Origin of the sequence: Brevibacillus choshinensis (assembly GCF_001420695.1) — a bacterium.
Classification (GTDB): domain Bacteria; phylum Bacillota; class Bacilli; order Brevibacillales; family Brevibacillaceae; genus Brevibacillus; species Brevibacillus choshinensis.
This window is the reverse complement of sequence record NZ_LJJB01000013.1, coordinates 1,081,279-1,107,173: the sequence shown is the minus strand read 5'-3', so window position 1 is coordinate 1,107,173 and position 25,895 is coordinate 1,081,279. Positions and strand designations below refer to the sequence as shown.

At 48.9% G+C, this 25,895-nt stretch carries 25 protein-coding genes; 15 read left to right on the top strand and 10 right to left on the bottom strand.

What is annotated here, in order from left to right; all coding sequences use genetic code 11:
* Window positions 1-76: 76 nt before the first annotated feature.
* Both speD and AN963_RS25540 read right to left on the bottom strand, forming a co-directional pair.
* Window positions 77-1,423 (bottom strand): adenosylmethionine decarboxylase, encoded by a 1,347-nt coding sequence (gene speD, locus AN963_RS25545; protein WP_055747333.1) that lies wholly within the window; start codon window positions 1,421-1,423, stop codon window positions 77-79.
* Window positions 1,424-1,552: 129 nt separating this feature from the next.
* Window positions 1,553-2,047 carry a DinB family protein gene (locus AN963_RS25540; protein ID WP_055747332.1) on the bottom strand — a complete coding sequence of 165 codons (495 nt, stop codon included), beginning with the start codon at window positions 2,045-2,047 and terminating at the stop codon, window positions 1,553-1,555.
* 173 nt (window positions 2,048-2,220) lie between these two features.
* Between AN963_RS25540 and AN963_RS25535 the strand changes: the two genes are divergently transcribed.
* Window positions 2,221-2,775: a CGNR zinc finger domain-containing protein gene (locus tag AN963_RS25535; RefSeq protein WP_055747331.1), complete on the top strand. Its 555-nt coding sequence runs from the start codon at window positions 2,221-2,223 to the stop codon at window positions 2,773-2,775.
* A gap of 159 nt (window positions 2,776-2,934) precedes the next feature.
* Window positions 2,935-3,699, top strand: a complete 765-nt coding sequence (locus AN963_RS25530; protein ID WP_055747330.1) for an alpha/beta fold hydrolase — start codon at window positions 2,935-2,937, stop codon at window positions 3,697-3,699.
* Here the strand turns inward: AN963_RS25530 and AN963_RS25525 are convergent.
* From AN963_RS25525 to AN963_RS25515, 3 genes are all read right to left on the bottom strand, one after another.
* Entirely contained in the window at window positions 3,665-4,063 is a 399-nt protein-coding gene (locus AN963_RS25525) for a hypothetical protein (RefSeq protein ID WP_055747329.1), read from the bottom strand. The genes AN963_RS25530 and AN963_RS25525 overlap by 35 nt on opposite strands.
* Before the next feature lie 38 nt (window positions 4,064-4,101).
* On the bottom strand, window positions 4,102-4,623 hold the full coding sequence (locus AN963_RS25520; RefSeq protein ID WP_055747328.1) for an ImmA/IrrE family metallo-endopeptidase: 522 nt from the start codon (window positions 4,621-4,623) through the stop codon (window positions 4,102-4,104).
* Window positions 4,624-4,686: 63 nt separating this feature from the next.
* Window positions 4,687-5,139 (bottom strand): helix-turn-helix domain-containing protein, encoded by a 453-nt coding sequence (locus AN963_RS25515; RefSeq protein ID WP_055747327.1) that lies wholly within the window; start codon window positions 5,137-5,139, stop codon window positions 4,687-4,689.
* Between the two features lie 192 nt (window positions 5,140-5,331).
* On the opposite strand from AN963_RS25515, the gene AN963_RS25510 reads away from it, so the two are divergent.
* Window positions 5,332-5,793, top strand: coding sequence for a hypothetical protein (locus AN963_RS25510; RefSeq protein WP_055747326.1), 462 nt, complete (start codon window positions 5,332-5,334; stop codon window positions 5,791-5,793).
* Between the two features lie 75 nt (window positions 5,794-5,868).
* Here AN963_RS25510 and AN963_RS25505 read toward each other — a convergent pair whose 3' ends face one another.
* A complete protein-coding gene (locus AN963_RS25505; protein ID WP_055747325.1) occupies window positions 5,869-6,318 on the bottom strand; it encodes a Dps family protein in 450 nt (149 codons plus the stop codon).
* Between the two features lie 208 nt (window positions 6,319-6,526).
* Here AN963_RS25505 and AN963_RS31730 point away from each other — a divergent pair, with 208 nt between their 5' ends.
* Together AN963_RS31730 and AN963_RS25495 are read left to right on the top strand one after the other, a co-directional pair.
* Complete coding sequence (locus AN963_RS31730; protein WP_055747324.1) at window positions 6,527-6,961, top strand: hypothetical protein; 435 nt, start codon at window positions 6,527-6,529, stop codon at window positions 6,959-6,961.
* 144 nt (window positions 6,962-7,105) lie between these two features.
* A complete protein-coding gene (locus tag AN963_RS25495) occupies window positions 7,106-7,717 on the top strand; it encodes a molybdenum cofactor guanylyltransferase (protein WP_055747323.1) in 612 nt (203 codons plus the stop codon).
* An 8-nt stretch (window positions 7,718-7,725) separates the two neighbouring features.
* On the opposite strand, the gene AN963_RS32160 is transcribed toward AN963_RS25495, so the two are convergent.
* Both AN963_RS32160 and fdhD read right to left on the bottom strand, forming a co-directional pair.
* Entirely contained in the window at window positions 7,726-7,929 is a 204-nt protein-coding gene (locus AN963_RS32160; RefSeq protein ID WP_055747322.1) for a hypothetical protein, read from the bottom strand.
* A 47-nt stretch (window positions 7,930-7,976) separates the two neighbouring features.
* Window positions 7,977-8,774 carry a formate dehydrogenase accessory sulfurtransferase FdhD gene (gene fdhD / locus AN963_RS25485; protein WP_055747321.1) on the bottom strand — a complete coding sequence of 266 codons (798 nt, stop codon included), beginning with the start codon at window positions 8,772-8,774 and terminating at the stop codon, window positions 7,977-7,979.
* A 400-nt stretch (window positions 8,775-9,174) separates the two neighbouring features.
* On the opposite strand from fdhD, the gene AN963_RS25480 reads away from it, so the two are divergent.
* From AN963_RS25480 to hmpA, 7 genes are all read left to right on the top strand, one after another.
* Window positions 9,175-10,449: an L-lactate MFS transporter gene (locus tag AN963_RS25480; RefSeq protein WP_055747320.1), complete on the top strand. Its 1,275-nt coding sequence runs from the start codon at window positions 9,175-9,177 to the stop codon at window positions 10,447-10,449.
* 54 nt (window positions 10,450-10,503) lie between these two features.
* Window positions 10,504-10,869 carry a DUF2294 domain-containing protein gene (locus tag AN963_RS25475; protein ID WP_055747319.1) on the top strand — a complete coding sequence of 122 codons (366 nt, stop codon included), beginning with the start codon at window positions 10,504-10,506 and terminating at the stop codon, window positions 10,867-10,869.
* A gap of 189 nt (window positions 10,870-11,058) precedes the next feature.
* Window positions 11,059-13,407, top strand: a complete 2,349-nt coding sequence (locus AN963_RS25470) for an FdhF/YdeP family oxidoreductase (RefSeq protein WP_055747318.1) — start codon at window positions 11,059-11,061, stop codon at window positions 13,405-13,407.
* Between the two features lie 51 nt (window positions 13,408-13,458).
* Window positions 13,459-14,718 (top strand): molybdopterin molybdotransferase MoeA, encoded by a 1,260-nt coding sequence (locus AN963_RS25465; protein ID WP_055747317.1) that lies wholly within the window; start codon window positions 13,459-13,461, stop codon window positions 14,716-14,718.
* Between the two features lie 5 nt (window positions 14,719-14,723).
* A complete protein-coding gene (gene mobB, locus AN963_RS25460; RefSeq protein ID WP_055747316.1) occupies window positions 14,724-15,227 on the top strand; it encodes a molybdopterin-guanine dinucleotide biosynthesis protein B in 504 nt (167 codons plus the stop codon).
* Window positions 15,228-15,408: 181 nt separating this feature from the next.
* Complete coding sequence (locus AN963_RS25455) at window positions 15,409-16,206, top strand: methyltransferase domain-containing protein (RefSeq protein ID WP_055747315.1); 798 nt, start codon at window positions 15,409-15,411, stop codon at window positions 16,204-16,206.
* Window positions 16,207-16,312: 106 nt separating this feature from the next.
* Complete coding sequence (hmpA, locus tag AN963_RS25450; protein ID WP_055747314.1) at window positions 16,313-17,521, top strand: NO-inducible flavohemoprotein; 1,209 nt, start codon at window positions 16,313-16,315, stop codon at window positions 17,519-17,521.
* Between the two features lie 31 nt (window positions 17,522-17,552).
* Here the strand turns inward: hmpA and AN963_RS25445 are convergent, their stop codons facing one another.
* Entirely contained in the window at window positions 17,553-18,065 is a 513-nt protein-coding gene (locus AN963_RS25445; RefSeq protein WP_055747313.1) for a Crp/Fnr family transcriptional regulator, read from the bottom strand.
* A gap of 250 nt (window positions 18,066-18,315) precedes the next feature.
* On the opposite strand from AN963_RS25445, the gene AN963_RS25440 reads away from it, so the two are divergent.
* From AN963_RS25440 to AN963_RS25430, 3 genes are all read left to right on the top strand, one after another.
* On the top strand, window positions 18,316-19,254 hold the full coding sequence (locus tag AN963_RS25440; RefSeq protein WP_201783781.1) for an MBL fold metallo-hydrolase: 939 nt from the start codon (window positions 18,316-18,318) through the stop codon (window positions 19,252-19,254).
* A gap of 182 nt (window positions 19,255-19,436) precedes the next feature.
* A complete protein-coding gene (locus AN963_RS25435) occupies window positions 19,437-21,227 on the top strand; it encodes a M3 family oligoendopeptidase (protein WP_055747312.1) in 1,791 nt (596 codons plus the stop codon).
* Window positions 21,228-21,681: 454 nt separating this feature from the next.
* Complete coding sequence (locus AN963_RS25430) at window positions 21,682-23,133, top strand: ABC transporter substrate-binding protein (protein ID WP_236708091.1); 1,452 nt, start codon at window positions 21,682-21,684, stop codon at window positions 23,131-23,133.
* Between the two features lie 256 nt (window positions 23,134-23,389).
* On the opposite strand, the gene AN963_RS25425 is transcribed toward AN963_RS25430, so the two are convergent.
* Window positions 23,390-24,865 carry a M81 family metallopeptidase gene (locus tag AN963_RS25425; RefSeq protein ID WP_055747310.1) on the bottom strand — a complete coding sequence of 492 codons (1,476 nt, stop codon included), beginning with the start codon at window positions 24,863-24,865 and terminating at the stop codon, window positions 23,390-23,392.
* Between the last annotated feature and the right edge of the window lie 1,030 nt (window positions 24,866-25,895).

Below are 25,895 nucleotides of genomic sequence, written 5' to 3'. Positions count from 1 at the left end.
AACTATATATGATTGTGGAGGATTAATCAATTAGAAAAAATCCCCTTCGGTCTATTGAAGGGGATTGCGTGTTGCTTCAATTCTTCTTTCCTGCTTCGCTCTGATAAAGCTTGTGCAATGTCAGGTCTTGCAAGGTATTGACTAGAGCTTCGTTGCGTTTTTCGAGAATCTGGGTAGGAAACGCAAACAAGGGGGCAAGATCTGACGGAAGTGTTTGGGTGGGCACCAATAGTTGCTTTGGCATTACCGTTAATGGAGCGCGCCCGGCTATATGAAAGCCCCATTCGCCAAAGGATGGAACCAAGCAGTGATAGGCTTTCGTATACAAACCAGCATCTTCAAGCGTCAGTCCAATGCTCCAGTAAACCAGAGGCGCATCCTCAGGTGAGAAAGACTGACAGACTAGCACGCCGTTGTCAGTCAAACAAGAAGACAATCGCCCAAAGAACTCTTTTGTGTAGAGTGTGCTGATGATTTCGTCAGCTGGATCAGGGAAATCGACGATGATGATTTGGTAAGGGGTAGTCACGTTGTTTAGAAATTCATCTGCGTCCTGAGGGTGTGCTACGACACGAGGGTCGTGCAAGGCGGATTCGTTCAGCAAAACCACTTTCGGGACATATTTGGCAACGTCCAAGACCATCGAATCTAGGTCGACAAGGTCAACATGCAAAACGGTTTTGTACTTTAGCACTTCTCGGAGGGCAAGCCCGTCACCCCCGCCAACGATGAGAACACGCTCATGCGAAGAGGCATGAGTAAAGGCGGGATGAACAAGAGCCTCATGATAAATTCGTTCATCCAGGGAACTAAACTGCAATTGACCGTCCAAATACATGCGCATCTCCATGGCTTCTACAAGCTCTACACGCTGATAGGAGCTCGTACCTTGGAAAAGCATTTTATGGTCCCCGGCCAGCAATTGCTGGCGTTCGATCTGATCATACTGATCACCGCGATCTAAGGAAAGATCAATGTTCGCCTTTTCTGACGAGTAAACGGATTGGTGAGTAGGTTCCGTCTCTGGTTGTTCATCTAGCGTCCGAAGCTCCCAAACCATGGGGGGGACTGCTGTTTTCCCATTAGAGCGCTCCACTCCGTATACATGAGCTCTTTTTGCAGACAGACCACGTAATAAAGCGTCTATTTGTGTAGAAGGATCATTGTCTCCACATGTAAATAGATCAAAGGCAGCATATGAGTATTCTGGCCACGTATGAATGGACATGTGTGAAGTCGACAGAAGGAGAAGCCCGGTTACTCCGTGGGGCTCAAATCGGTGGAACTGGAATGCGAGTTTCTCCATTCCAAGGGATAAAACGATATTGGTAAGAGTCTGCTCCAGATAGGAGAGATCGTCGAGCAAAGCAGAATCACATTCATAGGCATCAATAATCAAATGGCGTCCCTTTACTTGACTCACTGTTCATACCCAACCTGTTTGTTCAAGTGAACCACTCCTTTTAGCTTATAATAAAAGGATATGGTACTAGCTTGAAAAAGGTTTGTACGATTGCCACAAGCTGTACGAGAAATAGACGCTGATTATTTTTTAAAGAAAAGATCGCCTTGCAGGCCAGGACCCTTGAAGCTTTCGAAGTTGAACAATCTGCCCGGTGTGAAAGGCGTCATGCAGCATGATGCTCATAACACTCTGATTGACGGGAATGGTTGGCAATCCCTGATCTAGTTCTTCTTCACTTAGAGAAGCAAGCTTTTCGCGAATGTGAAGGTGCACATTTTCCATACGCTGTTTGGTAGCTTGCCAAGCCTCTTCATCGTCTGGTCCCCCAGCAGGAGCAAACGTGTCGTCGTTGGAATCAGCCGATAGGGGAAACTCGGTACCCGAGAGACGATGCAAAAGTCGTTCCTTAAAGTACAGGAGATGACTGACATTTTCCCAGATGGTATTGGCAGCCTCCCCAACAGGGCGCCAGCTCGCCTGGGCAGCATTTACTCCTGAGAGGGCGTCACGCAAGGGCGGATACCAGTCTTCCTGTTCATAAGTATACTGCCAATTGTTCAATAGCAATTCTGCACGGCTCATGTCCATCCTCCTCGTCTGTGAAACGGATAGGCGAAACGGTATAATGATTCAAATAATACACGCTAGTAACCACCTTTTTATATTATGATGGTTACACAAAGAGAATATCATACCCTGTTACTGGAAACAAGGTAGAAATAGTCTTTTTTGGAAAAGAGATGGGGGAAGTAAAGGTGGAATGGTTAAGCATTGATTTTTTAAATAGCGATTGGCGAGATTGGCGAGGCTCAGGTCGCAGGGAAAATCGTCTGGAAAAAGCAGAGTGGCTGGAGCAATTTCTCCAGCAATGGGGGTTGAGTGCTCCGCTACCTATCGATCGTAAAATCAGTACAGAACTGCTGAACCTTCGAGAAAGCATGAGGAGAATCACGGAATCGTTTGTCCGTAGCGAAACAGTGGTTCCTGAGGATCTGGCGGCTTTGAATCAGGCGTTGTCACTGGCTTTGGCTCATCCACGCCTAGTAGTAGATGGGGAGTGCAGCTATCATATGGAGCAGGTGAGCCCGATCAGTGGATGGGACCAGGTTATTTCCCAGATTGCCCGTTCCTTTGCCGAGCTGCTCGTACACGAAGAAGCCAGAAGGATAAAAATATGCGACAATCACGATTGCCAATGGGTCTTTTTTGATGAAAGTCGTAATCGGGTGCGTCGTTGGTGCGACGACAAGATGTGTGGAAACCTCATGAAAGTGCGTCGTTTTCGCGAGAGGCAAAAAGAAAAAGGGTGAAGCGCCGAAGCGATTCTCCCTTTTTTTGTTTTCCAGAAATCGGTTAAAGAGACAAAAATGCCAATAAAAAGTGCAGTCTGATGGAATTTGGGCACATGATAGGAGAGTTTGAGACATAATAAGAAGCAAACGGTACGGGAACAGAAAAGAGGTGACAGCGTGGGGCGGTATCGGAAGAAGTGGTTGCAGGGACTAGTATTGGTGTTGCTAGTGGCAGCCTGTACGGCAATCTGGTATCTGCGGCCCTATTCGCCAGATCAGGCAGCCAAAACAGCGATGCAGGGCGGAGAAGGAATCACGGTCATCGACACGGGAGATTGGCTCGCATTTGAGGGCGGGGAGACAAGGGAACTAGGTGTCATCTTGTATCCGGGTGCTCTAATCAAGGCCGAGAGCTATGCTCCGCTCGCCCGTTCTCTGGCAGGAGCAGGGTATCGCGTATTTATTGCTCGAATGCCACTCAATCTTGCAGTGAGTGACGTAGAACGGGCCAATCAGGTTTTAAAAGCGTACCCTCATCAATCCTTTGTCATCGGTGGGCATTCTCTCGGCGGTGCTATGGCTGCTCGATATGCAGCAAACCATCTGGATCGAATTGTCGGTGTCTTTTTCTTGGGCGCTTATCCTGATAAAAAAGGCAGCCTGAAAGACTCAGGTCTGCCCGTTCTTTCCTTGTTAGGCTCGAGGGATGGAGTAGTGAATCGGGAAAAATACGAGGTCAGCAAGCAGTATTTGCCTGATGATACTATGTACATGAGCATTGAAGGGGGGAATCACGCCCAATTTGGAAGCTATGGGGCGCAGGATGGCGATCAGCCCGCTGTCATTACGCCACAGGAACAATGGCAGCAGACAGTTGCCGCCCTAAAGCAGTGGCTACAGACAGAGGTCAATCCTTTTCCTGAGGAATCATACCTGAGATGACGCCAACGATACGGATGTTCTCGGAGGGCAGGATGAGTGGCACATCCTCTTCTCGTGTTGTCGTGAAACAGCATTCCACCGGATTCACATCAGCAGCGATGCGAACGAGAAATCGTCCCTCTTGCCGGATCAGTACAGGCTTGCCTATGATCGGCTCCAAAGAATAGTCCGAGACTAGGAGGACATGCCCGGGAAATACGCCAATTCCTTCCAGCCCATGATCTCGCATGACGAGGGCAAAACGAGCCACATGATAACTAGCGATCGAAAGGGAAGGCAAGAGGGAGAGCTCCTCGTCACTCTCCAGGTCCAAATCGAAAAAGCCTGTGCTGTACGCATCTCCGGCGATAAAAACGTGTTTCAAAGGGATACCTCCTCTAGCGTGAAGACCGGACAGTTGAACTAAAAAACAGGAAACCCTTTGGCGTGCAAGCGGGCAAGTATGCGGTCAAAGCGGCTCCGGGCGAGGGACAAGGGGACCTCAAAACGCTGCGCTAAATAAGCAGGAGCATTGTAGCGATTGCAATCGGCCAGCAAAGGACTGACCATATACAAAGGAAGCAGTAAATGCTCAGCAAAATGATTGGCTTGCGACTCCTGCCAGTCGATCATCCATTCGCAGTTGTGAGGTTGGATTCCCACGTGCAGCAGCAAATGCCCGAGCTCATGGGCGATTTTTACTCGTTTTTCAGCCGACTCGAGGCGCTCGTCTACTGCTATGATGTAGCGATTGGTCACGGTAGGATGGGCATGCGCCCTGCTGCGACCGGAAATTTCTAGGATATCGATGTCATAGGCTGTACAGAGACGATGCAGATCGATCTGCTCCGGCTGTTCCATTCCGAAATGGTGCAGCAAAAGGTAGACTCGGCTCTCCAGCCACGTCTTCGGTTCGCAAATTTCTTGGAGAACGGCAGCAAGCATCAGAAACCTCCCGAGTTTGTTTGGAACATACGTTCTGTTTTGTTCGGAAAAGAAAACCCCAAGTCAGGGGTTATTTTTTTTCAAGCCTTCCGTAATGTCAAACAACGAAGGGGGACGTGATTCTTTGACCTGACGCACTTTCCATTGCTTCCTCAGGTCATACCAGTAACGGCGGATTTCCTTTTTTTCCTCTTCGGAAGCTTCCAGATATCCATCCAGAAAGTAGTAGTCATCCGGGTCATCAATTTTCTCTTGAAGGAGCTCGTCCAATGAACGTTTTTCTCTTGCTTCAGATGCAGATACAGAAGCAGGCGTCACCTCATCTGTGCGTCCCAGTAACCAATCGGTCGTGACGTTCAAGATATCTGCCAGGTGCCGCAACATATCGTTAGGTGGCGTGCTGTGGTTGTTCTCGTAATTACTGATAGTTCCTTTTGTGGTGCAGACAAGCTCTGCCAATTCTTCCTGGGTGAGACCTTTTGCCTTACGGGCTATGCGTAAGCGCTGGGATAACATGGTCGCGCCAGTCCTTTCCGTAGAGATACAAGAATATTGTACTCATATACGTGAAAAAAGAAAAGCAAGGATTCCGATTGAAAGAGAAGAAATCGCTTAAATTTCCTCATTTTCAAGTTGCTTCTAATATATTATCATTGTGTATAATTCCACTATTTCTACACTTATACGCAAAGGGGAAAAAAATACGCGATGTTTAACGAGCGGAAAGCGTTGCAGATGACTTTGCAGGCATTGCTGGAACAACGTATGGTACTGCGCCGGCAGTATGTAGATCAGGATAAACAGCTTGGTGCGGACATCAAGCAGATTTTGAATCGAATCCGGGAGATGGACGGCCAGGAAGGAATGGTGGACGGCGAATATGCCGAAGAGGCAGCCACTGCAGCGGAAGATATCCCTATTGAACTGATGAAGAGAATGAAAATTCGAAAGGCTCATATACGCCATGACTATGTCGAAGTGGCCAAGCATATCGAGGATTTGCTACAGGAGTACATGGCCCCGATGTCATTGGTGGAACTCTGTGAGGAATTGAAGAATCGTCATAGTGTGGAGTTTGCAAGCCCGTATATTGGGGTGCAAAAATCTTTGAAATATTTGCCTCAGGTAAAAATCGAAAAAGATGGTCGTAAGCTGATCTTTTCTTTATAAGACAATAAAAAAGGGCAACGTGCCATTTCGCACGAGCCCTTTTTGTGTACCGAATAACCAGGTGATTGGCCGAGGTTATTGTAGGAAAGATTTTAGCATCCAGATGTGTTTTTCCAGACCGCTTTGGATGGAGAGAAGCATGTCAGAGGTAGCCTCATCATCGGCTTGATCGGCCGCGTTTCTTGCATCCTTCAACTCGTCTACCAGTAGGGTAAAGTCTTGAACGACACTGCTCACCATTTGCTCAGCGGTTTCATTGTCGTTTGCTTCGGTGATGCTTGCTGCCTGCAGACAAGCTGCTAGCGTAGCAACTGGTTTGCCTCCAATACTCAGGACGCGTTCAGCCAGTGTATCGATGTGTCCGCTTGCTTCGGAGTACAGCTCTTCAAATTTTTGATGAAGCGTAAAGAAATGTGGACCTTTTACATTCCAGTGGAAATTGTGCAGTTTGGTATACAAGACGGTCCAGTTTGCTACTTGTTTATTCAAAATGGTGGAGATGTTCACTTCAACAGTCGTTTTCATATTAGAATCTCTCCTTTTTTATAATTATTATTGATTAATACTTATTATAAACTAATATAGGCATATGTCAACAGCTCACTTGGAACTTTGTTCAGAGGAGATAAGTTTGTAGAAATCAGGCGATTGAGAGCGGACAAACATACAATCCAGGGGATCATCTTCTTCGTATATATAGTATTGATTACAGGGTAGAGGAGGATGTTGGGGCATGTTGGACATTAATGACCGCAATGAAGAAGAAGAGTACGAAGAAAACGATGAAGTAGGGGTAACTGAAGAAGAAGACGAAGAAGACGGCTACGAAGCAGAAGACGAAGAAGACGGCGACGAAGAAGACGAAGAAGACGGCGACGAAGAAGACGAAGAGGGCTACGACGAAGAAGACGAAGAAGACGGCGACGAAGAAGACGAAGAAGACGGCGACGAAGAAGACGAAGAAGGCTACGCCGAAGAAGACGAAGAAGACGGCGACGAAGAAGACGAAGAAGACGGCGACGAAGAAGACGAAGAAGACGGCTACGAAGCAGAAGACGAAGAAGACGGCGACGAAGAAGACGAAGAGGGCTACGACGAAGAAGACGAAGAAGACGGCGACGAAGAAGACGAAGAAGACGGCGACGAAGAAGACGAAGAAGACAACTAACGTACAAGTCTGGGTCTATGGCCCAGGCTTCTTGTCTTTGAATAAGGACTAGTGCTTGCTGTGGAGACTTGACAAAGAATCGAAATGTAGAAAAAGTGTATGATAGATCAACAGGAAACGGGAAACAGGAAACGGGAGGAGCCTATGAACAAACAGACGATACGAGCGGTCATTCTCGCAGGAGGAAACAGCAGCAGGATGGGCACACCAAAAGAGCTGCTTAAATGGAGGGGAGGCACTTTCTTGAGTGAGCTCGTCAAAGAAATCTCTTTGCTCGGGATGCCATGTCTGGTCGTCTCCAATACACCTGATCGCCTGACAGCTGAAACGATCGATTGGACCAAAGTACAGGTGACTTCCGATCTGGTACCTTCTTCAGGTCCTGTCAGCGGGCTTGTTACGGCATTTCGAGCAACCGAGGAAGAGGTGCTGCTCGTCTTGTCCTGCGATCTTCCTTTTATGGATCGTGAACAGATCCGGAAACTTTGTGAATACGCCAGTGGATTGAACGAGTGGGATGTCGTGGTGGCCAACGTGCAGGGAAGGCTGCATCCTTTATGTGCCTTGTACCATCGACGGACGCAGCCAGTGTGGGAGCAAGCACTGCGTGATGGGCAGTACCGACTCATGCGCACATTGGACGGGCTGCACGTAAAGCTGACACCAGAAGGATTACTAGATGAGTGGGCCGTCTTTAATGCCAACACACCGGAAGAGTATGAGGTTGCTCTCGCTAGAGAGAAAAGCAGGAAATAATTCGTTCGCTATTCTTCGGGTAGCACAAGAGGGAGCAGTTCTGTCAGGTCGTCGATGATCGCTTCTGCCTCCAGAACGGTGTCCTCCAGCTCGTTTCGTTTCCAGACAGCCTTCATCACCACGGCACGATGGTCTCGTACAAACGCCAATAAGGATGAGTCACGATTCAACAGTGTCCCATCCGAATCAAAATGAACCGCTTGGATTGCCAAGAGAAGCCTTCCTGTTTTTTCCTGCTATGCCGTGAGAAGTAGTTCCATTACGAGATCGCGATGCGGTGTATATGCGTGTACACGTTCATTTTGTCATTGCGGATAAATCCTACAGCGGTAATGTTCAGCTCTTCAGCCAGCTGGAGAGCGAGGTCAGTCGGTGCGGATTTGGACAAGATGACGGCAGCGCCGATCTTGGCAGCTTTCAACAATACCTCAGAAGAAATACGTCCACTAAATACGAGTACTTTGTCCTGCGTCTCGATCTGATCCTGAAGGCATTTGCCATAGATTTTATCGAGAGCATTGTGCCGTCCGATGTCCGAATACTGGAGCAATACCTGATCGGGTGAGCAGAGTGCTGCGTTGTGGACGCCACCAGTCTGGCGGTGGATATCCGAGGAAGCTTGCAGCTCTCGCATCAAATGCATGCACTGCTCCGGCGTGACGGAAATCGCCCCTTCTGCTGGCTTGGCGGTGCGAGCATCACTGAAAAAATAAAAGGACTGCCGGCTTTTCCCACAGCAGGAAGTGATACGTCGCTTGGAATAAAAGCTCTGCGAGAGGATGGTTTCTTTGTGCAGGTCCACGTAGGCAAAGCCTTGTGCTTCGTCGATCGAGAGCTGTTTGACTTCCTCGTAGCTCTTGATCGCCCCTTCTGCAGCGAGAAAGCCAATGACCATTTCTACCAGATCTGCTGGCGTGCAGACGATAGTAGCGAACTCTTCGTCATTTAAAAAGATCGTTAACGGGTACTCGGTGACGATCTCATCTTCTTCCCAATCGTGCTGGTCCGCAGAGATTTTCAGTACGGATCGGTGGATCGTCTGTGTGAGATTTGTCATGTAGGCCTCCTGTTTAGACGTAAAACGAATCTGTCAGTCATTTATTTTCGAGTAAAATATTGTAGAGTGAGCGCTTACATGGTAGTATACTATTTGAGGTTTATGTTGTCACAAAATTTTCACGATTACAACTAATACCTATACGAAGAGTCACAATTGACGCGGGGTAGCGCTCCTGTCACCGGTTCATTGTGAGTTCTCCTTTTGAATAGTGAACACTTGTTTGTTGATGCTGATGTAGCGTTCCTGCTGATGATTAACTGCTGTGTTTCACCGATTCTTTCGTTTATTTGCGTGCAGCGAAAAACGAGAGAGTCGGTGGGCGCAGCAGTTTTTCTTTTTTATCATTACAACCGGGAAAGCCGGGCCATTATCAATCATCGTAAAGGAGATGTGTCACATGGAGCAACATGTAAAAAATCGTTGGCTGATTGCATTGGCGGCGGTGGGAATTCACCTCTCAATCGGTTCCGTCTACGCATGGAGCGTGTTTACGAAGCCGATCACCAAGCAATTTGGTTGGGGACTGACAGATGTACAGTTCACCTTCAGTATTGCGATCCTGTTTTTAGGGCTGTCGGCTGCTTTTCTCGGGCACTACGTGGAAAAGCACGGACCGCGCAAGGCTGGAACACTGGCTTCCATCTTTTTTGGAGTAGGCATTGTCGGTTCCGGTCTGGCCATCCAATTGGGTAGTTTGCCGTTGCTCTATCTGTGCTACGGAGTGTTGGGAGGAATCGGTCTTGGAGTCGGATATATCACCCCGGTTTCAACGTTGGTCAAATGGTTCCCGGATCGTCGCGGTCTGGCTACTGGCCTCGCCATCATGGGTTTTGGCTTCGCTTCGATGATTGCTAGCCCGATCATGAACAGCCTGATTGAAAGTGTAGGGATTGCCAATACCTTTTACATTTTAGGAATCATCTACTTTGTCGTCATGTTCGCTTCAGCTCAATACCTCTCTCCGCCTCCAAAAGAATGGGTACCAGCAGGCTTTTCCGCTGATGCTACTGATGGCAAAAAGCAGATCAAAAAAGATTTGTGCCAGCTGACTGCAAACGAAGCCATCAAGACACGACGCTTTTACTGGCTGTGGCTCATGCTGTTTATCAACGTAACGTGTGGGATCGCGGTCATTTCCGTGGCTTCCCCAATGGCACAGGAAATGGTAGGAATGTCTGTCGGCACGGCTGCCCTGATGGTAGGACTCAATGGTCTGTTTAACGGTGCAGGTCGCATCGGATGGGCGTCGTTCTCCGATTATATCGGTCGTCCCAATACGTATACCGCATTTTTTGCGATCCAAATGGTGTTGTTTTTCCTGCTGCCGAATCTGACGAATCCTGTGATGTTCATGGTAGCGATGTTTATTATCATGACTTGCTACGGTGGAGGCTTCGCCTCGATTCCAGCCTACATCGGCGATTTGTTCGGCACCAAGCAGCTCGGAGCGATCCACGGTTACATCTTGACGGCGTGGGCCGCTGCTGGTCTGGCAGGACCGATCTTCGCCGCTTGGGTACGTAACACCACTCAGAGCTACACTGGCACCCTGAGCATTTTCGCTGCGATGTTCGTGGTCGCCCTGGTAATTTCGTTGATCATCCGCCTCGATATCAAAAAATTGCAAGAAGAGGCAAAACGAAAAGAAAACTCTGTTGAATTGGCTAGCTGATCAATGGTAAAGTCTATAGTAGAGAATGGTATCAAGTAAAGGTGAGTTTCCTAGATGAATAAGTTCGAAGCAGAATTCAGCAATTTGGTCAGAGCTTTCCGCAAACGCCACATGGGTAAGGGACCGAGCAAGATCAACACCACGTTTTGCAAGAACTGGGCGATCTGTGAAATGGAAGGCAACCTTTCGCCGGTGGAAAAGTTCATCGCCACTTCCGAAGACGGAAAGCAGACATTGCGAGCTGCACGGACCGAAATGGTCAAGGAGATGTACCGCAAAAATACACCGGTTGATATGGAAGCTTTTTTGGGCGCAAAGCTCATCGATTTGTTTGTCGATATTGACATTGAACGTGATTTTGGGATGTCCATCTTTGTATTTGATCAAGACATCGAGAAAAAATGGAAAAACGAACCGTAAGTCTAAACGAAGCAGCGACCCTGTTCACTGATTTAGACGAAACGGGTTTCGCGATCACACACGCAGTTGAGACTAGGTAGCGTACCTGCCTTAGACAACCACCGTGAACACGCTCTTTTCCTCTGGACAAGGGACGGTTTATGGTGGTTTTTTCATTAGACAGGCAATCAAAAGAGGGGAGCGAAAGGAATGGGCAAGACCAAACACAACGGACCAATCAAGCTGGATACATCGTGGGAACCTTCCCTGTGGGCATCTCTCATGCCGATGGGGCTTGGAAAAATAAAACCGCACCACATTCGTGATACGATGAAAGTCATGTACGATAACCGGGATAATCTGGGCTATGCGTACCGGATTTTGACACAAGGGGTATGCGATGGCTGTGCACTCGGAGTATCTGGCTTGTATGACCAGACGCTGACAGGGCCACACCTGTGCACCACACGCTTGAATGTGCTGCGTCTCAATACGATGCCGGCATTGGATACAAAATGGCTGGAGGACGTAAGCGCTTTGCAAAAGCTGTCCAGCGTGGAGCTGCGCAAGCTTGGGCGGATTCCGTTTCCGATGTCCCGCAAGCCGGGCGAAAATAAATTTACGCGGATCACGTGGAATGAAGCTCTGAACCGCATCGCGAGCAAGATCAAGGGGATCAGTCCCAAGCAGTTAGCGTTTTTCCTGACGGCCCGCGGCATTACCAACGAGGTGTACTACACAGCGGCAAAAATGGCTCGTTTCCTCGGCACGAACAACATCGACAATGCGTCGCGCATTTGCCATTCGCCGAGTAAGACGGCCTTGAAACGGACGCTAGGGATCGGTGCTTCCAGCTGCAACTACCAGGACTGGATCGGCACGGATGTCCTCGTATTTTGGGGTTCGGTTCCCGCGAACAATCAGCCGGTCTCCACGAAGTACATGTATGCGGCGAAAAAGGCAGGTACCAAGATCATTCTGATCAACCCGTACAGGGAGCCAGCGATGGAGAAGTACTGGATCCCGTCTGTTCCGGACAGTGCTCTGTTTGGGACGAAGATCGTAGACGATTTTTATCAGGTGAACATCGGTGGCGATATCGCCTTCATGAACGGCGTGATGAAGCACTGGTTTGAGATGGAAAAGGAAAATCCCGGCTCTGCTATCAACCACGCCTTTGTCAAAGAGCACGCCAACGGCATCGAACAGCTGAGAGAGCACGTCATGAAGCTGTCGTGGGAAGAGATCGAAAAATCATCCGGCCTCACTCGCGAGCGCTTAAAGGAATTCGCGGTTCTCTTGGCCAATTCCAAATCGGGTGTATTTGTCTGGAGCATGGGCTTGACGCAGCATCGCTTTGGCACGGACAATATTTCGCAGGTGGCCAATCTGGCTGTTTTGCGCGGATTCATGGGACGCAAGCACTGCGGCGTGATGCCGATTCGCGGCCACTCCGGCGTGCAAGGCTCTGGGGAGATGGGGGCAGATCCATTCAGCTTGCCTGGCGGCGATTTTGAAGAAAAGAGCTGGACACGGATTGAAAAGCTGTGGGGCTTCCCAATCCCGAAATGGCAAGGCGACATTGTGGGCGTGACGTTGGAGAATGCGCTGCTGCCTGACGGACATGAGCGAAAGACACGCCTGTTCTACACGAGCGGCGGTAACTTCCTCGAGACCATGCCTGATCCGGACTTTATGCGCAAGTGTCTGGAGAGCGTCGAGCTGCGCGTACATCAGGATATCATTTTCAACACGTCGACACTCGTAGATGCCAAAGAAGAAGTTATTATTCTTCCAGCAATGACGCGCTATGAACAGCCTGGTGGAGGTACGTCGACCAGTACGGAGCGAATGGTGTATTTCAGTGCCGAAATCGATGGACCGCGCATCGAGGAAGCACGCTCTGAGTGGGAGATTTACGTTGATCTCGCTGCACGAGTCCATCCGGAGAAAAAGCATCTGATGCACTTTGGGAGTGCCGCCGAGATTCGAGCAGAAATTGCGCAGGCGAATCCAAATTACGACGGGATCCAGCACCTAAAAGAGCGTGGAGACGTTTTCCAGTGGGGTGGCGCATGGCTTTGTGAGGATGGCAAATTCCCGACCGAGGATGGCCGAGCGAATCTCCTCCCAATCGAAATTCCGAATCTGAACAAGCCGCAGGGTCACTTCTATGTGACGACTCGTCGGGGAAAACAGTTCAACTCCATGATCTACAGCAACAAGGATCCGTTCAACAACGCGGATCGCTACGATGTGCTGATCAATGCCGAGGATGCCCGGGAGCTGCGAATTGCAGAGGGAGAGAACATCGTCGTGTATAATAAATATGGCACCTTCCAAGGACGCGCCAAGTTCGAGGCGACGAAACGAGGCAATGTCCAGGTACACTGGCCGGAAGGTAACGTACTGATCCCCAAAGGTGTCTATGAAACCTACGCGGGAATTCCAGAATACAATACAGCTGTAAAGATCGAAAAGGCAGATACGTTTAACGCAAATAAAGATTTGAAATATAAAGAAAAACCGATCGAGGATTTGGAAGTAAACGTCGGGTAACTATACGAGAGACAGCAGGAATGGTTGTTCAAGCCGGAGGAGGAACGGACGATGCGCTTTTCGCGACAGATGATAACGGTGGAGGAAGCCATGCGTAGACTGATGGAACGTCTGACTATGCAGGGCAGAGAAGAGGTACATATCGGGGAGGCATACGGTCGCACGCTAGCTGTAGATGTTCATGCCACAGACGATTTGCCACACTTTGATCGCTCACCGTTGGATGGATATGCTGTGCGAGCAATTGATACCGTTCTAGCTACACCGGATCAGCCAGTTCGCTTGAAAGTCGTGGAGACCATCGCTGCCGGTGATGTTCCCAAGATCACTGTGGCAGAAGGTTGCGCAAGTCGGATCATGACGGGCGCGATGATGCCTTCAGGGGCTGACGCCGTCATCATGTTTGAGCAGACCGTGCAGCCTGCTGCCTTTTTGGAGGAAGTGGGAATCAAGCGGGCGTTAAAGCAGGGAGAAAACGTATCCCGACACGGGGAAGAGATCGCTTCGGGAGCGGTCATTGTGCGAGCGGGTGAGAGGATTAATGCGGGTACGCTCGCGATATTGGCGACCTTTGGGTACACCCATGTACCGGTTGTTCGCAAGCCGCGGATCGGGCTTCTTTCCACAGGTGTCGAGCTGCTGGATGTGGATCAACCGCTTTATCCCGGAAAGATCCGCAATAGTAATACATGGATGCTGTCCGCTTTGATTGCCGAAGCGGGCGGCATTCCTCTTTTGTTTCCAAATATGCCGGATGATCTGGATGTGGCGAAGGGAACGTTGGCTGAGCATTTAAAGATGGTTGATGTGCTCGTCACAAGCGGGGGAGTATCGGTAGGCGACTACGACGTGATGGCAGCCCTTTCGGATGAGCCGGAAGCCGAGCTGCTGTTTAATCGGATCGCGATGCGACCAGGTAGTCCGACCACGAGCCTGATGCTGCATGGCAAACCAATCATAGCGTTGTCTGGGAATCCGGGGGCTTGCTTTCTCGGATTTGAATTGTTTGTCCGCCCTGCTGTGCAAAAGCTGTCAGGTGTGCAGGGAGTACAGCTGCGTACGATCAAGGCAAAGCTCGCAGTCACGTATACCAAGCCTTGTCCGTACCCGAGATATTTGCGCGGGTGGTTGCTAGAAAAGGATGGGGTCCTGTATGCCCAGCCCGATTTCAACGAAAAAGCGGGAAATCTCGGCACGCTAAAAAACAGTGAATGCTTTATCGTGATTCCCGCAGGAGGAATCGGCAAGCAGGCGGGAGAGCTTGTGGAAGTACTGTCACACGCAGCACCAAGCTGGAAGCAGGAGGGGTAGTCTGAGTGAAACAACCGTATGTACTTCAGTTGGTAGGCTATTCCGATAGTGGCAAGACGACCCTGTTGACCAAGCTGATTGCGCATTTCGAGCAGTCGGGTATGCGAGTCGGAGTGGTCAAGCACGACGGAGGCCACGATTTTGAGTGGGACCAGCAGGGAAAAGACACGTGGCGGTATCGGGAGGCAGGGGCTTCCTTGGTGGCAATCACCTCAGAGACCAAGACAGTTATTCACGAGCAGAGACCGACGCTCCTCCCCCAGCTGATAGAACGGCTGACACAGGCAGGGGCTGACCTGATTCTCGTCGAAGGCTTTAAGCGGGAAGGATACCCTAAGCTCGTCCTGTTGCGTAAAGCAGAGGATCTTGAACTTTTACATATCGTGACTGCTATCAAGGGCATTGTCACGTGGGAGCCAATCGCTACAGATAAATGGCCACAGATCTCCATTCAGGATGACGAGGCTATTTACCAGTTTGTGAAAAGGCTGCTCTCCGAGGAAGAATAGATTCCTTTCGTAGCTATTCAAAGACAGATTCTTTAGCTAAGTAGGTCGGCTACGGAAATCTGTTTTTTTGTTTGGTTGTTTTTCAGAATAGTTTGGATGCTTTTGGCGAAAGCGTTATATTGAAGGTATGCAGCCGTTGCATGTGTTGAGTCGAGTGACTAAAAAGGGGGCAGGATTTATCGTGCTAGATCCGTATGCCAAAATTACGGAAGTCGATCCGGATGTGCAAAGAAGATTGAGCGATAGTCTGGAAATACGAGCGGCTGATCTGGAGATGCGTGCGATCATCTCTTCCTATTTGGCTCGCTTGAATTGGTCGGAGGGAATGGAGATTCTCGAGGTCGGCTGTGGTACAGGGGCGATCACGCGGATGCTGGCGCAAGGACCCGGCGTAGGCAAAGTGATCGGGATTGATCCATCCGCTATCTTCATCGAAAAGGCACGCTCGTTGAATGAGCATTCGCATGTTGAGCTTGTTGTCGGGGATGGCAGGACGCTCCCGTTTTCCGATCACTCTTTTGATACGGTGGTGTTCCATACGGTTCTCGGTCACGTCCCATCTCCTGAGCTCTTTCTGCAAGAAGCAAAGCGTGTCTTAAAGAAAGGCGGTCAGTTAGCCATTTTTGACGGAGACTATGCGAACCGTTCCGTGGCGATGGGTGAGCATGATCCGCTGCAAGTCTGTATAGAGATCATGAAAAAATACAACACTCACAATCCGTGGCTTGTACGGCAACTGCCCGCCATGCTGTCTGCCCAAGGCTTTAATTCCATCCAGATAGAAAGCCATTCCTATTTCGGGAAAAATCCTGATTATATGCTGAATTATTTGGAGCGTGGGGCACATCGTCTCGTAGATACAGGGGTGATAACTATGCAAACGGCGACAGCTCTGAAAGAAGAGGCGCATCAGCGGGTGAGGGACGGAAGGTTTTTTGGACTGTTTCCCTTCATGAGTTTTCTGGCTGAATCCGTGTAAAGGCTCCTGTCACAAATCGTTTCGTTTTCCTGTGATTGAAATCACTGTGCGTGGTGAGCGCACCCTCTAGAATCAAGGTATACCTGATTCGAAGGGAAGGATCACGATGCTCAACGAAAAAACCATTCACGTAATCAAATCGACGGTGCCTGTGCTGGAAGTGCACGGGGTTGCTATAACGAAACGATTTTATGAAAGATTGTTTACTCAGCATCCCGAGCTGTTAAACGTGTTCAATCACGCGAATCAAAAGCAAGGACGGCAGCAGACAGCACTGGCGAATGCCGTGTACGCAGCTGCGCAACACATCGACAACTTAGCGAATATCCTGCCTGTGGTCAAACAGATCGCCCATAAACACCGCAGTCTCGGTATCTTGCCAGAGCATTATCCGATCGTCGGAGAAAATCTGTTGGCAGCGATCAAAGACGTGCTGGGAGATGCGGCGACAGAGGAAATTTTGGATGCATGGGCAGAGGCGTACGGCGTGATCGCAGATGCGTTTATCGGGGTAGAGGCAGAACTGTACGAACAATCCCGCGAGCAGGTCGGTGGCTGGGCAGATTTTCGGGCATTCGTTGTAGAGAAAAAGGTACGGGAAAGCGACGTCATTACTTCCTTTTATCTGGTCCCGCAGGATCGGCAGGCGCTCGCAGTCTATGAACCAGGGCAATACATCAGCGTAAAGGTAGATATTCCAGGGGAGCGGAATACTCATATTCGCCAGTACAGTTTGTCCGACGCGCCTGGCAAAGCGTACTACCGTATTTCGGTCAAACAGGAAGATGCATGTGAAGAGAAGCCAGCGGGGAAAGTATCTGTCTATTTAACCGAGAAGGTAAAGGAAGGAGATGTCCTGCACGTCTCCGCACCAGCCGGAGATTTCACGTTGAAACAAGAGGAGCGTCCGGTCGTGCTCATCAGTGGCGGAGTCGGTCTGACACCGATGGTCAGCATGCTTACGACTCTGGCGGAAAAGTCAGCTCGCCAGGTGACATTTATCCACGCAGCACAAAATGGCAACAGGCATGCCTTGCGGGAGGATGTCGAGAGAGTTACTCAAGACAATCCACGTGTTTCCGCATACTGGAGCTATTCGCAGCCGACTGAGCAGGATAGGGAAGCGGGATCGTTTCATCATGAGGGATATATCGATCTGAAATGGCTACAGGAAATCGTACCAGAGAAAGCGGCCAGCTATTATTTTTGCGGTCCTGTACCGTTCATGCAGTCGATCAAAAAGGCTCTTACGGATTGGGGCATTCCGGCAGATGATATGCACTATGAATTTTTCGGGCCTGCCGGCAATCTGTAAACAAATATAGCTAGCCATGGATCGAGCTCGATTATTCGCGAGCTCGATTTACTTGTGCACGTAGCAACCGATTGACGGTTTCGCGTCGTAGACCAATGAGCTGCCCGATCTCGTCCTGAGTGAGTACGTCCGACAAAGAGTCAACGGGAACAAATGATTGAAACCAGAGCTGGAGCTTGCGCAGTCTTTCAGCAGGCGATACTTCTGACAGCTGATCGATCCGCTGTTGCATCATGCGTAGCTTGGATTGCAATTGCAGGGCAATCCCGCGGCACTTCGCGTGATTTTCCTCCAGCTCGCGATACCAGCTCGGAGCGTCGAGAACGTCTATTTCGCAAGTGACCAGAGCCACTGCTGTCCCGTAATAAGGATTTGGAGTGATCAAGGAGTGGTGAGGGATGGTTTCGTCAGGCACGATGATGTTGACCAACGTAATGGTCCCGTCAACGTGCACGCGGTTGATTTTTAACATCCCGCTTTTGAGATGGTAGAGTGGACCGGATTCGCCTTGACGAAAAAGCGTTTCTCCTTTGTGCAAAATCATGGGGTTCACCTCGCAAGTATCAGGGATCATAGTCTCGGTAAAAGGGGTTACCTGAGATACCCACCTTTTATTTAGATTGAATATACCACCTGAGAATGGTCGTATATAAGAATGGAAACATCACTTGCCAAGGTTGTAAAGAGTTACTTTTTTTGGATTCGACAGTTTGCAGCCGCTTGCCGCTTGCACTACCCAGCGCGTCCTTTGCTATAATGATGGCATCAAACCGGACTTGATAAAGGAGCTCTTGATGCTGATCACAATCATCACCTGGATAGGTATCCTCATCGTCCTGCTGGTTTTGCTCCTGTTTGGTTACTTTGCCTTCCGCTATTGGCAACATATGGGGAATTTACCCAAACCGCCGTACCGCCAGCTGGAACACAAGCCAACCCCTGCAAACTGGGCCGATCATGAGGTGACGTTTACATGGATTGGACATTCTACTTTACTTCTCAACGTATTTGGGACGAAAATGATCACTGACCCTGTGCTAGGCGAAAAATTGGGAATTCGGATTGCAGGGATGCATATTGGTCCCTCGCGTTTTACGCCACCGGCTCTGTCGTGTGAAGAAGTGGGAGAAGTCGACCTGATTTTGCTCTCACATGCCCATATGGATCACGTGGATTTACCTACACTGCGCAAGCTGGCGAAACGCTCGACGCATGTCATTACCGCGCGGGGCACAAGCAGACTGATACGTCATTTGCCGTTCGGATCGTATGAAGAAATCCAGCCCCATCAGCAGACGATGACTGCCGATGGAGTGAAAATTACAGCGATTCCTGTGCGGCACTGGGGCAATCGCTTTCCATGGAATCACGATTACGGCTACAACGGCTACCTGATCGAGAAAAATGGTGTACGTATCCTCTATCCTGGAGATACGGCCTACATGTCCATGGAAAACCTCAAGGAGGAGTTTGGCCAGATCGATTTGGTGTTTATGCCGATCGGAGCTTACAAGCCAGATTCGTATCAGGGGGCGCATTGCACACCGGAGCAAGCGTGGCAAATGTTCAAGCAAACTGGGGGCAAGTGGCTCGTGCCGATTCACTGGGATACGTTTGTGCTTTCCCAGGAACCAGTGGAGGAGCCGATGGAGCGCCTGCTAGCTGCAGCGGGTGTGGAAAGAAATCGGATCGTCATGGAGAAGCAGGGCGAGACATATTCACTGCCACAATAAGTCATACGAAACGAGATACCCCTGATTTCTCACAGACGAGAGAGCGGGGGTTTTCTATTAGTAGGAGGAGTTCTCAGAATCATTATAGAAATTAATTGATCGATAGAGTTTTAATCGAGTAGGACTAGTACACAGTAAGCAGTAATAAACGGTAAGGTACATATATCAGGGAGGGGTTCTGTATGGAAAAAACATTGCCACAGCGTTGGGACCTGGAAGTGCTGTTTCCCGGCGGTAGCGAATCCGAAGAATTTCGTTCATTTTTAGGCGAATTGGAGAGCGATATCGCTGCGTTACAGGCAAAGGTAGGGCAAAACGAATTGTCTTTACAGGAAAAGAAGACGTTCATGGAGGTTGTGGAAAGCGTGCAGGCGATTTCTGTACGAACGAGACAAGCCGGCGCTTTTATTTCCTGCCTGACCGCTCAAAACATGAAGGACGAAGCTGCAAAAATGCTGGGGGGACGAGTAAAAACGATCTCCGCCTCGTTTGGTTCGGCATTGACCCGTTGGGAAGAACAGTTGCTCAAAATCGATGCGGACAAGTGGGACGCATTGCTTGCTGACGATGAGCTGGCTCCGATCGCGTTTCCATTAAATGAACGCCGCCGCCGTGCGCAGGAAAAGCTGTCTCCTGAACAAGAAGTGCTCGCCAATGATTTGGCCGTAGACGGCTACCATGCCTGGCAAGACCTGTACAACGCGGTTGTAGGCCGCATGACCATCGAGGTAGAGCTAGACGGGGAGAAGAAGCAGCTGTCAGTCGGGCAAGCTTCCAATCTGCTGAGTCATCCGGATCGTGCCGTACGCAAACAGGTATTTGAAAAATGGCTGGAAGCATGGGGGAACGAGACAGAGCTGTGCGCACAGGCTCTCAATCACTTGGGGGGGTTCCGTCTGTCCCTGTATCGCCACCGCGGCTGGGATTCAGTTCTGCGCGAGCCGCTCGACATCGGACGGATGCAGGAAAAGACCCTCGATGCTATGTGGCAGGCGATCAATACTCGCAAAGATCGACTGGTAGCGTATCTAGAACGCAAGGCAAAGCTGATCGGCGTCGAAAAGCTGAGCTGGTATGATATTTCTGCTCCGGTAGGTAGCACGCACAAAAAGGTTTCCTATGATGAAGCCGCAGCGCTAATTGTGGACAACTTTGATCGCTTTAACCCGAAAATGGCCGAGTTCGCCCAGTTGGCCTTTGACGAAGCATGGATTGAGGCGGAGGATCGCCCAGGAAAACGACCAGGTGGTTTCTGCACTAGCTTCCCGGTGAGCAAGCAATCTCGCGTGTTTATGACCTATGCAGGCAACGCGAGCAATGTGTCGACGCTCGCCCATGAACTGGGGCACGCATACCACCAGCAAGTCATGTGGGATCTACCGCCACTCTCGCAAAACTACGCTATGAACGTAGCAGAGACTGCGTCCACTTTTGCTGAGATGATCTTGGCGGATGCGGCTGTGAAAAATGCAGCGAGCGATGACGAACGACTGGTGCTTCTCGAAGACAAGCTGCAATCCGTCGTAGCGTTCTTCATGAACATCCAGGCGCGTTTCCTGTTCGAGAAAAACTTCTATGAGCAACGCAAGAACGGTCTGGTGAGTGCAGCCGATCTCGATCGCCTGATGACTGAAGCGCAGCAAGAAGCGTACAACGGAGCATTGGCCGAATACGAGCCACATTTCTGGGCTTCCAAGCTTCATTTCTATATCACGAGCTATCCGTTCTACAATTTTCCGTACACATTCGGCTATTTGTTCAGTCTGAGTGTCTACGCCCGCGCACTCGCAGAAGGAGAAGGCTTCGCAGCCAAATACGACGCGCTCCTGCAAGACACTGGTCGTCTCATGGTAGAAGACCTGGCTAAGACCCATCTCGGCGAAGACATGACCCAGGTAGAATTCTGGCAAGCTGCTGTAGATCTGGCTGTAGCCGACATCGATGAATTCCTGCGTCTGACTGAGGAAGCGTAAGATATCATTCTTGAAATTGAAGAGAGCCTGTCACTTTTTATGGTGACAGGTTTTTTTGTCGGGAATGCAGCTGTGGGGCCATTGAGAACTAGGTTCGGCAGACAGCGGAAAAATTTTTTCGAAAACTATTCATACTTGTATTAATTATCTGATAACCATATAATCTAACTGGTGTACGCATAGTCAAAAATAATAGATAACTGAAGTGTATACTTCACTTTTGTAAACGGTTTCTAACTAAAAAAGGAGGGTTTTCATCATGAATCGTCAAAAAAAAAGAAGGTTGATCGCGTACCTTCTTGCCGTTGGCTTGCTTTTGGCCTCAGTGGTTGGTTGCAGTTCAACATCAGCACCTACAGATAAGCAAAATGACGCAGGAAAATCAAACGCAAGCAATTTGGTTCCGAAAAACGGCGGTACCGTTACAATCGGACTCCCGGAGGAACCAGATTCCTTGGATCCTCAAAAATCTCAAATGGCAACAGCAAGTCTTGTGACTTCCTTTTTGGGAGGGACCTTACTTTATTTGGACCCAAAAACACTTGAAGTAAAACCCCATCTGGCAGAGTCGTATGCGGCTTCAGAGGATGGTAAGACGTTGACTTTCAAAATTCGTTCCGGTGTTACCTTCCACGATGGCACTCCGCTGACAGCCAAATCTTTCAAAGAAACCTTTGATCGGGCATTGTCGCCTGACATGGCTGGATCAGTTACTAGCTTTATGCTAGGGTCTGTTAAATCCGTATCAGCTCCCGATGACAAAACCTTGGTTTTGGAGTTAAAAGAGGCGTCTGCTACGATACTCCCTACTTTGGCAGACTCCGCTTATTTGCAGCCACTTTCCATGGAGGCGATCAAAAAGCAAGGAAAAGAGTATTGGAGAAACCCTGTAGGAGTTGGCCCCTGGAAGTTTGAAAGCTGGAAGACAGGCGAGTCCATCACACTGGTAAGAAATGAGGCGTACAAATGGGGAGATGGTATGGCGGAAAACCAGGGACCACCGAGACCAGATAAGCTTGTCATCAAGTTCATTAAAGTCCGTTCAACAATGGTGGCAGCAATGGACAGTGGTGCTATTGACATTGGAATCAATCTGCCTCCAAAGGATGCAAGCAAATACAGAAAAAACGAGAAATTTACGTTGCTTGAGTCATTGAAGACAGGTATTTCATTCCTTAATTTCAATCTTTCAAGTGCGACCCTGCAAGATTTAAATGTGCGTAAAGCCTTGAATATGGCGATTAATAAAGAAGCGATTATTCAGGCTGACTTGCAGGGAGAAGGTGAGCCTGCCTACGGACCGTTACCACCGACACTGTTTGGTTACGATGAAAATATTGAACAATACGCCTATAAATATAGTACCGAAGAAGCGAAAAAACTGCTGGAGGCAGCCGGGTGGAAGGAAAATGCACAAGGAATCAGAGAAAAGGATGGTAAGACACTTAGTCTCACGATGGTTGCTTCTGAACCTTTCCCTGGGAATCAGTTGATTCAAAGCATGCTGAAAGAAATTGGTATCGATCTAAAAATACAAGTATTAGAAACAGCAACTATGATTGAAGTGACAAATAAAGGCAATTTTGATATATGCAGAAGTAAATATGCTTACTTTGATCCGGATGTATTGTTTGTTTTTATGCATTCCAGTCAGATTGGTGGCTTGAATACAGGCAGAGTTAACGATAAGCAGTTGGATTCGCTTCTTGTAAAAGGACGTACGACGATGGATTTGGGAGAAAGAAAGAAAGCTTATCAGGAAATTCAAAAGCTGGCAGTAGAACAGGCATATCTGGTTCCCCTATACATGCCGAAAGAATTTAATCTCGTTAATAATCGCATTCAGGGAGTCAAGCAATATCCAAGAGTGGGTGTAGTATTGCAGGATATGTGGGTTAACGAGTAAAGCTGTGGTGCTGTCTAAAAAGTCCCTAAAATAGTAAAGAAGCTGGCGAAAAAACTTTCGTTTTTCGTCAGCTTCTTTTTTGCTCCTATTCGCTCGTTGAAAGTGGCTAGGCGGATGCCAGGGAGATACTTCACTACCGGATCATGAGAGAGCTTTCCTGCATCCTGAAGTTGCATGATAGCGCATAAGCTTTTGAGCGTACTCGTTGAAAGATTTCGTCCAATTTTGATTACTCATTCTCATCATCCTTTATTTTTCAATTTGGAAATATAGTTTCCTGATCAAGCGGATAAATGGGACGTTGAAGTCGTTTGTAATCGAATTGGGTAAATTGATAGCATGTAAGTCCAGGTGAGTCTACCGAAATGATCCGGGCTGCGATCGGTTCAAAGGAAGCTCTAAAGTGTTGGCTGGATTTTAGTGCGACAATCTTATACTCCAAAACGTTAATGCCATGCAACAGGAAAATCTGTTCATCAAACACCTGCGATCGCACAGAACAAACGAGTATATCGATCCCGCCTACCTGCAGTCTTGCTGACTTCCCATAATTGACTTGACTTCCTTTTCCCATTGGAGTTGAAGCGATAAACTTTCCGTCCGACAAGCTTTTTACATAGGCTGTGACAGACAGTGATTCCCCGTGCAACGCATCCGTTTTACCGCCCAGCTTTATCTCGATTGTTGAACCGACGCCAGCCTCATGAGCGATTTGCGCAACACCTGGATCGTAGATAAAACCAAAGCAGGCATTCTCCAGCTTTGCTTCCAGCATCGCTCCAAGCAAGTACGTCCCATCTCCAGGTGTCCCCCCGCCAGGATTGTCAGAGGTTTCATTAATGACAACAGGCAAGCCTTCTGACCCAAGTGCTTCCTGTATGCCTTCTGCAGGAGTAAGGACATGCTGTGCAAACTCATCCCGCTTTTCCCAAACCAGTCTCGCAACATCCTCTGTCACTCGCTTTGCCAGTTCCTTGTCGCCATCTACAACACTGATAATGGAGACGCCCACATCAGGTGTATCGGTATAGGGGAAACCGTGAAAGAACGCGCAGTCGATGACTCCTGGTTCCTTTTCCCACTTGTAGCATGCTTCATTAATGTCTTTTGCAGGTGAGAGATTGGTCGTCGAGGTTGGGATAATCAGCGGCAGCTTTGTAAGATGCATAACAGGTTTGCACTCGCCTTTTACCATACGATGGGCAACGTCAATTGCTTCGATAGCTCGTTCATACATATCCACATGTGGATATAAATGAACGCCAAACAGTGCATCTGCTTCCGCGATCATTTTCTGGGTCAGATTTCCGTGCAGGTCAAGGGCTGCGGTAAGTGGAATGGAGTAGCCGATAACAGTGCGAACGGCTTGTAAAATCTCTCCTTCCAGATCATCAATCCCCTCTACTACTCCTGCTCCATGCAGACCTAGACAAACAGCATCTATCTCTCCTGCTTGTTTGATACCATCAAGTAACTCATTTACTACTATTTCATACGTTTCCTTTGTGATTATTCCTGATGGTTTGGCAATAGTAGAGAAAGTGGGTACCAATTCAATCCCCAACTCTTCAGCCCGATCAATCATCCCTCCTATAAAGTTACGCACATTTCTACTCTTTTCCAGAATCGCTTGTCCATGCTCCCACTCTAGTTGCTTAAAGGACTCCACTGTTGTAGGTACACTGGAAAATGTGTTTGTCTCGTGAGCTAGTACACCGATTGCAAATCTCATTTGTCTTCTACCTCCTTCAAAGTCAGCATTAAAACGTTTACTTGAATAAGGATCAGAAGTTATTGCTTCAGGTGCTATTCACAAATGAAGTGCATACTCCTGAAAATGATTGTACTGTTAACTTCCATCTTCTACAATACTGATTTTTTAAATATTTTAATTCTTTTGAAATTACCCGAAGAAGTGAGGCTTTTTGAGATGCTCAAGTTGCAAACAGGTTGAGCCTGTCACAAAGTATCGGTAGTGGGGAGAAGCCTGCTTCCATACTCCGCTCCGGGCTACGTCCTGCAGAAAGTGTAGACTGTCCGCTCCATCATGATCCCGAGGGAATCGCCAAACGGCGCGCAGCTCCGAAGGTCAGTCATAGATAGCGATTCTATTGCCTCGGGATTCATGGCTCCGCTAAGTGGGACTTCACAGTCGCTCCATCTGGAAACATGCTTCTCTAGCAAGCTAATTCTGTTTCATTGAGCTATTCTAGGACCTTTTTGAGATGCTCAAGTTGCAAACATGTTGAGCCTGTCACAAAGTATCGGTAGTGGGGAGAAGCCTGCTTCCATACTCCGCTCCGGGCTACGTCCTGCATGGGAGTATTAACTGTCCGCTCCGCCATGATCCCGAGGGAATCGCCAAACGGCGCGCAGCTCCGTAGGTCAGTCATAGATAGCGATTCTGTTGCCTCGGGATTCATGGCTCCGCTAAGTGGGACTTCACAGTCGCTCCGTCTGGAAACATGCTTCTCTAGCAAGCTAATTCTGTTTCATTGAGCCATATCGAGAACTTTTTGGAGATTGGCACCGCAAACCACAAAAGCCTGTCACTTAGCTGACAGGCTTTTGTGATTCAACAGGAAATCCTTCATGAGCTGCCAACGATACTCGCCCCGACTAAGGATTGAGCTAGTAGGAGAAAAAAGGAGAAAAAAGTGAAAGGTATTAGGGACACGACCCAGGCGGAGCGGAAAAAGAGGAACACGATTTTAAGCGTCCACCTCTGAGTAGCATCTCAGAGAGGTCTACTTTGGACGCGG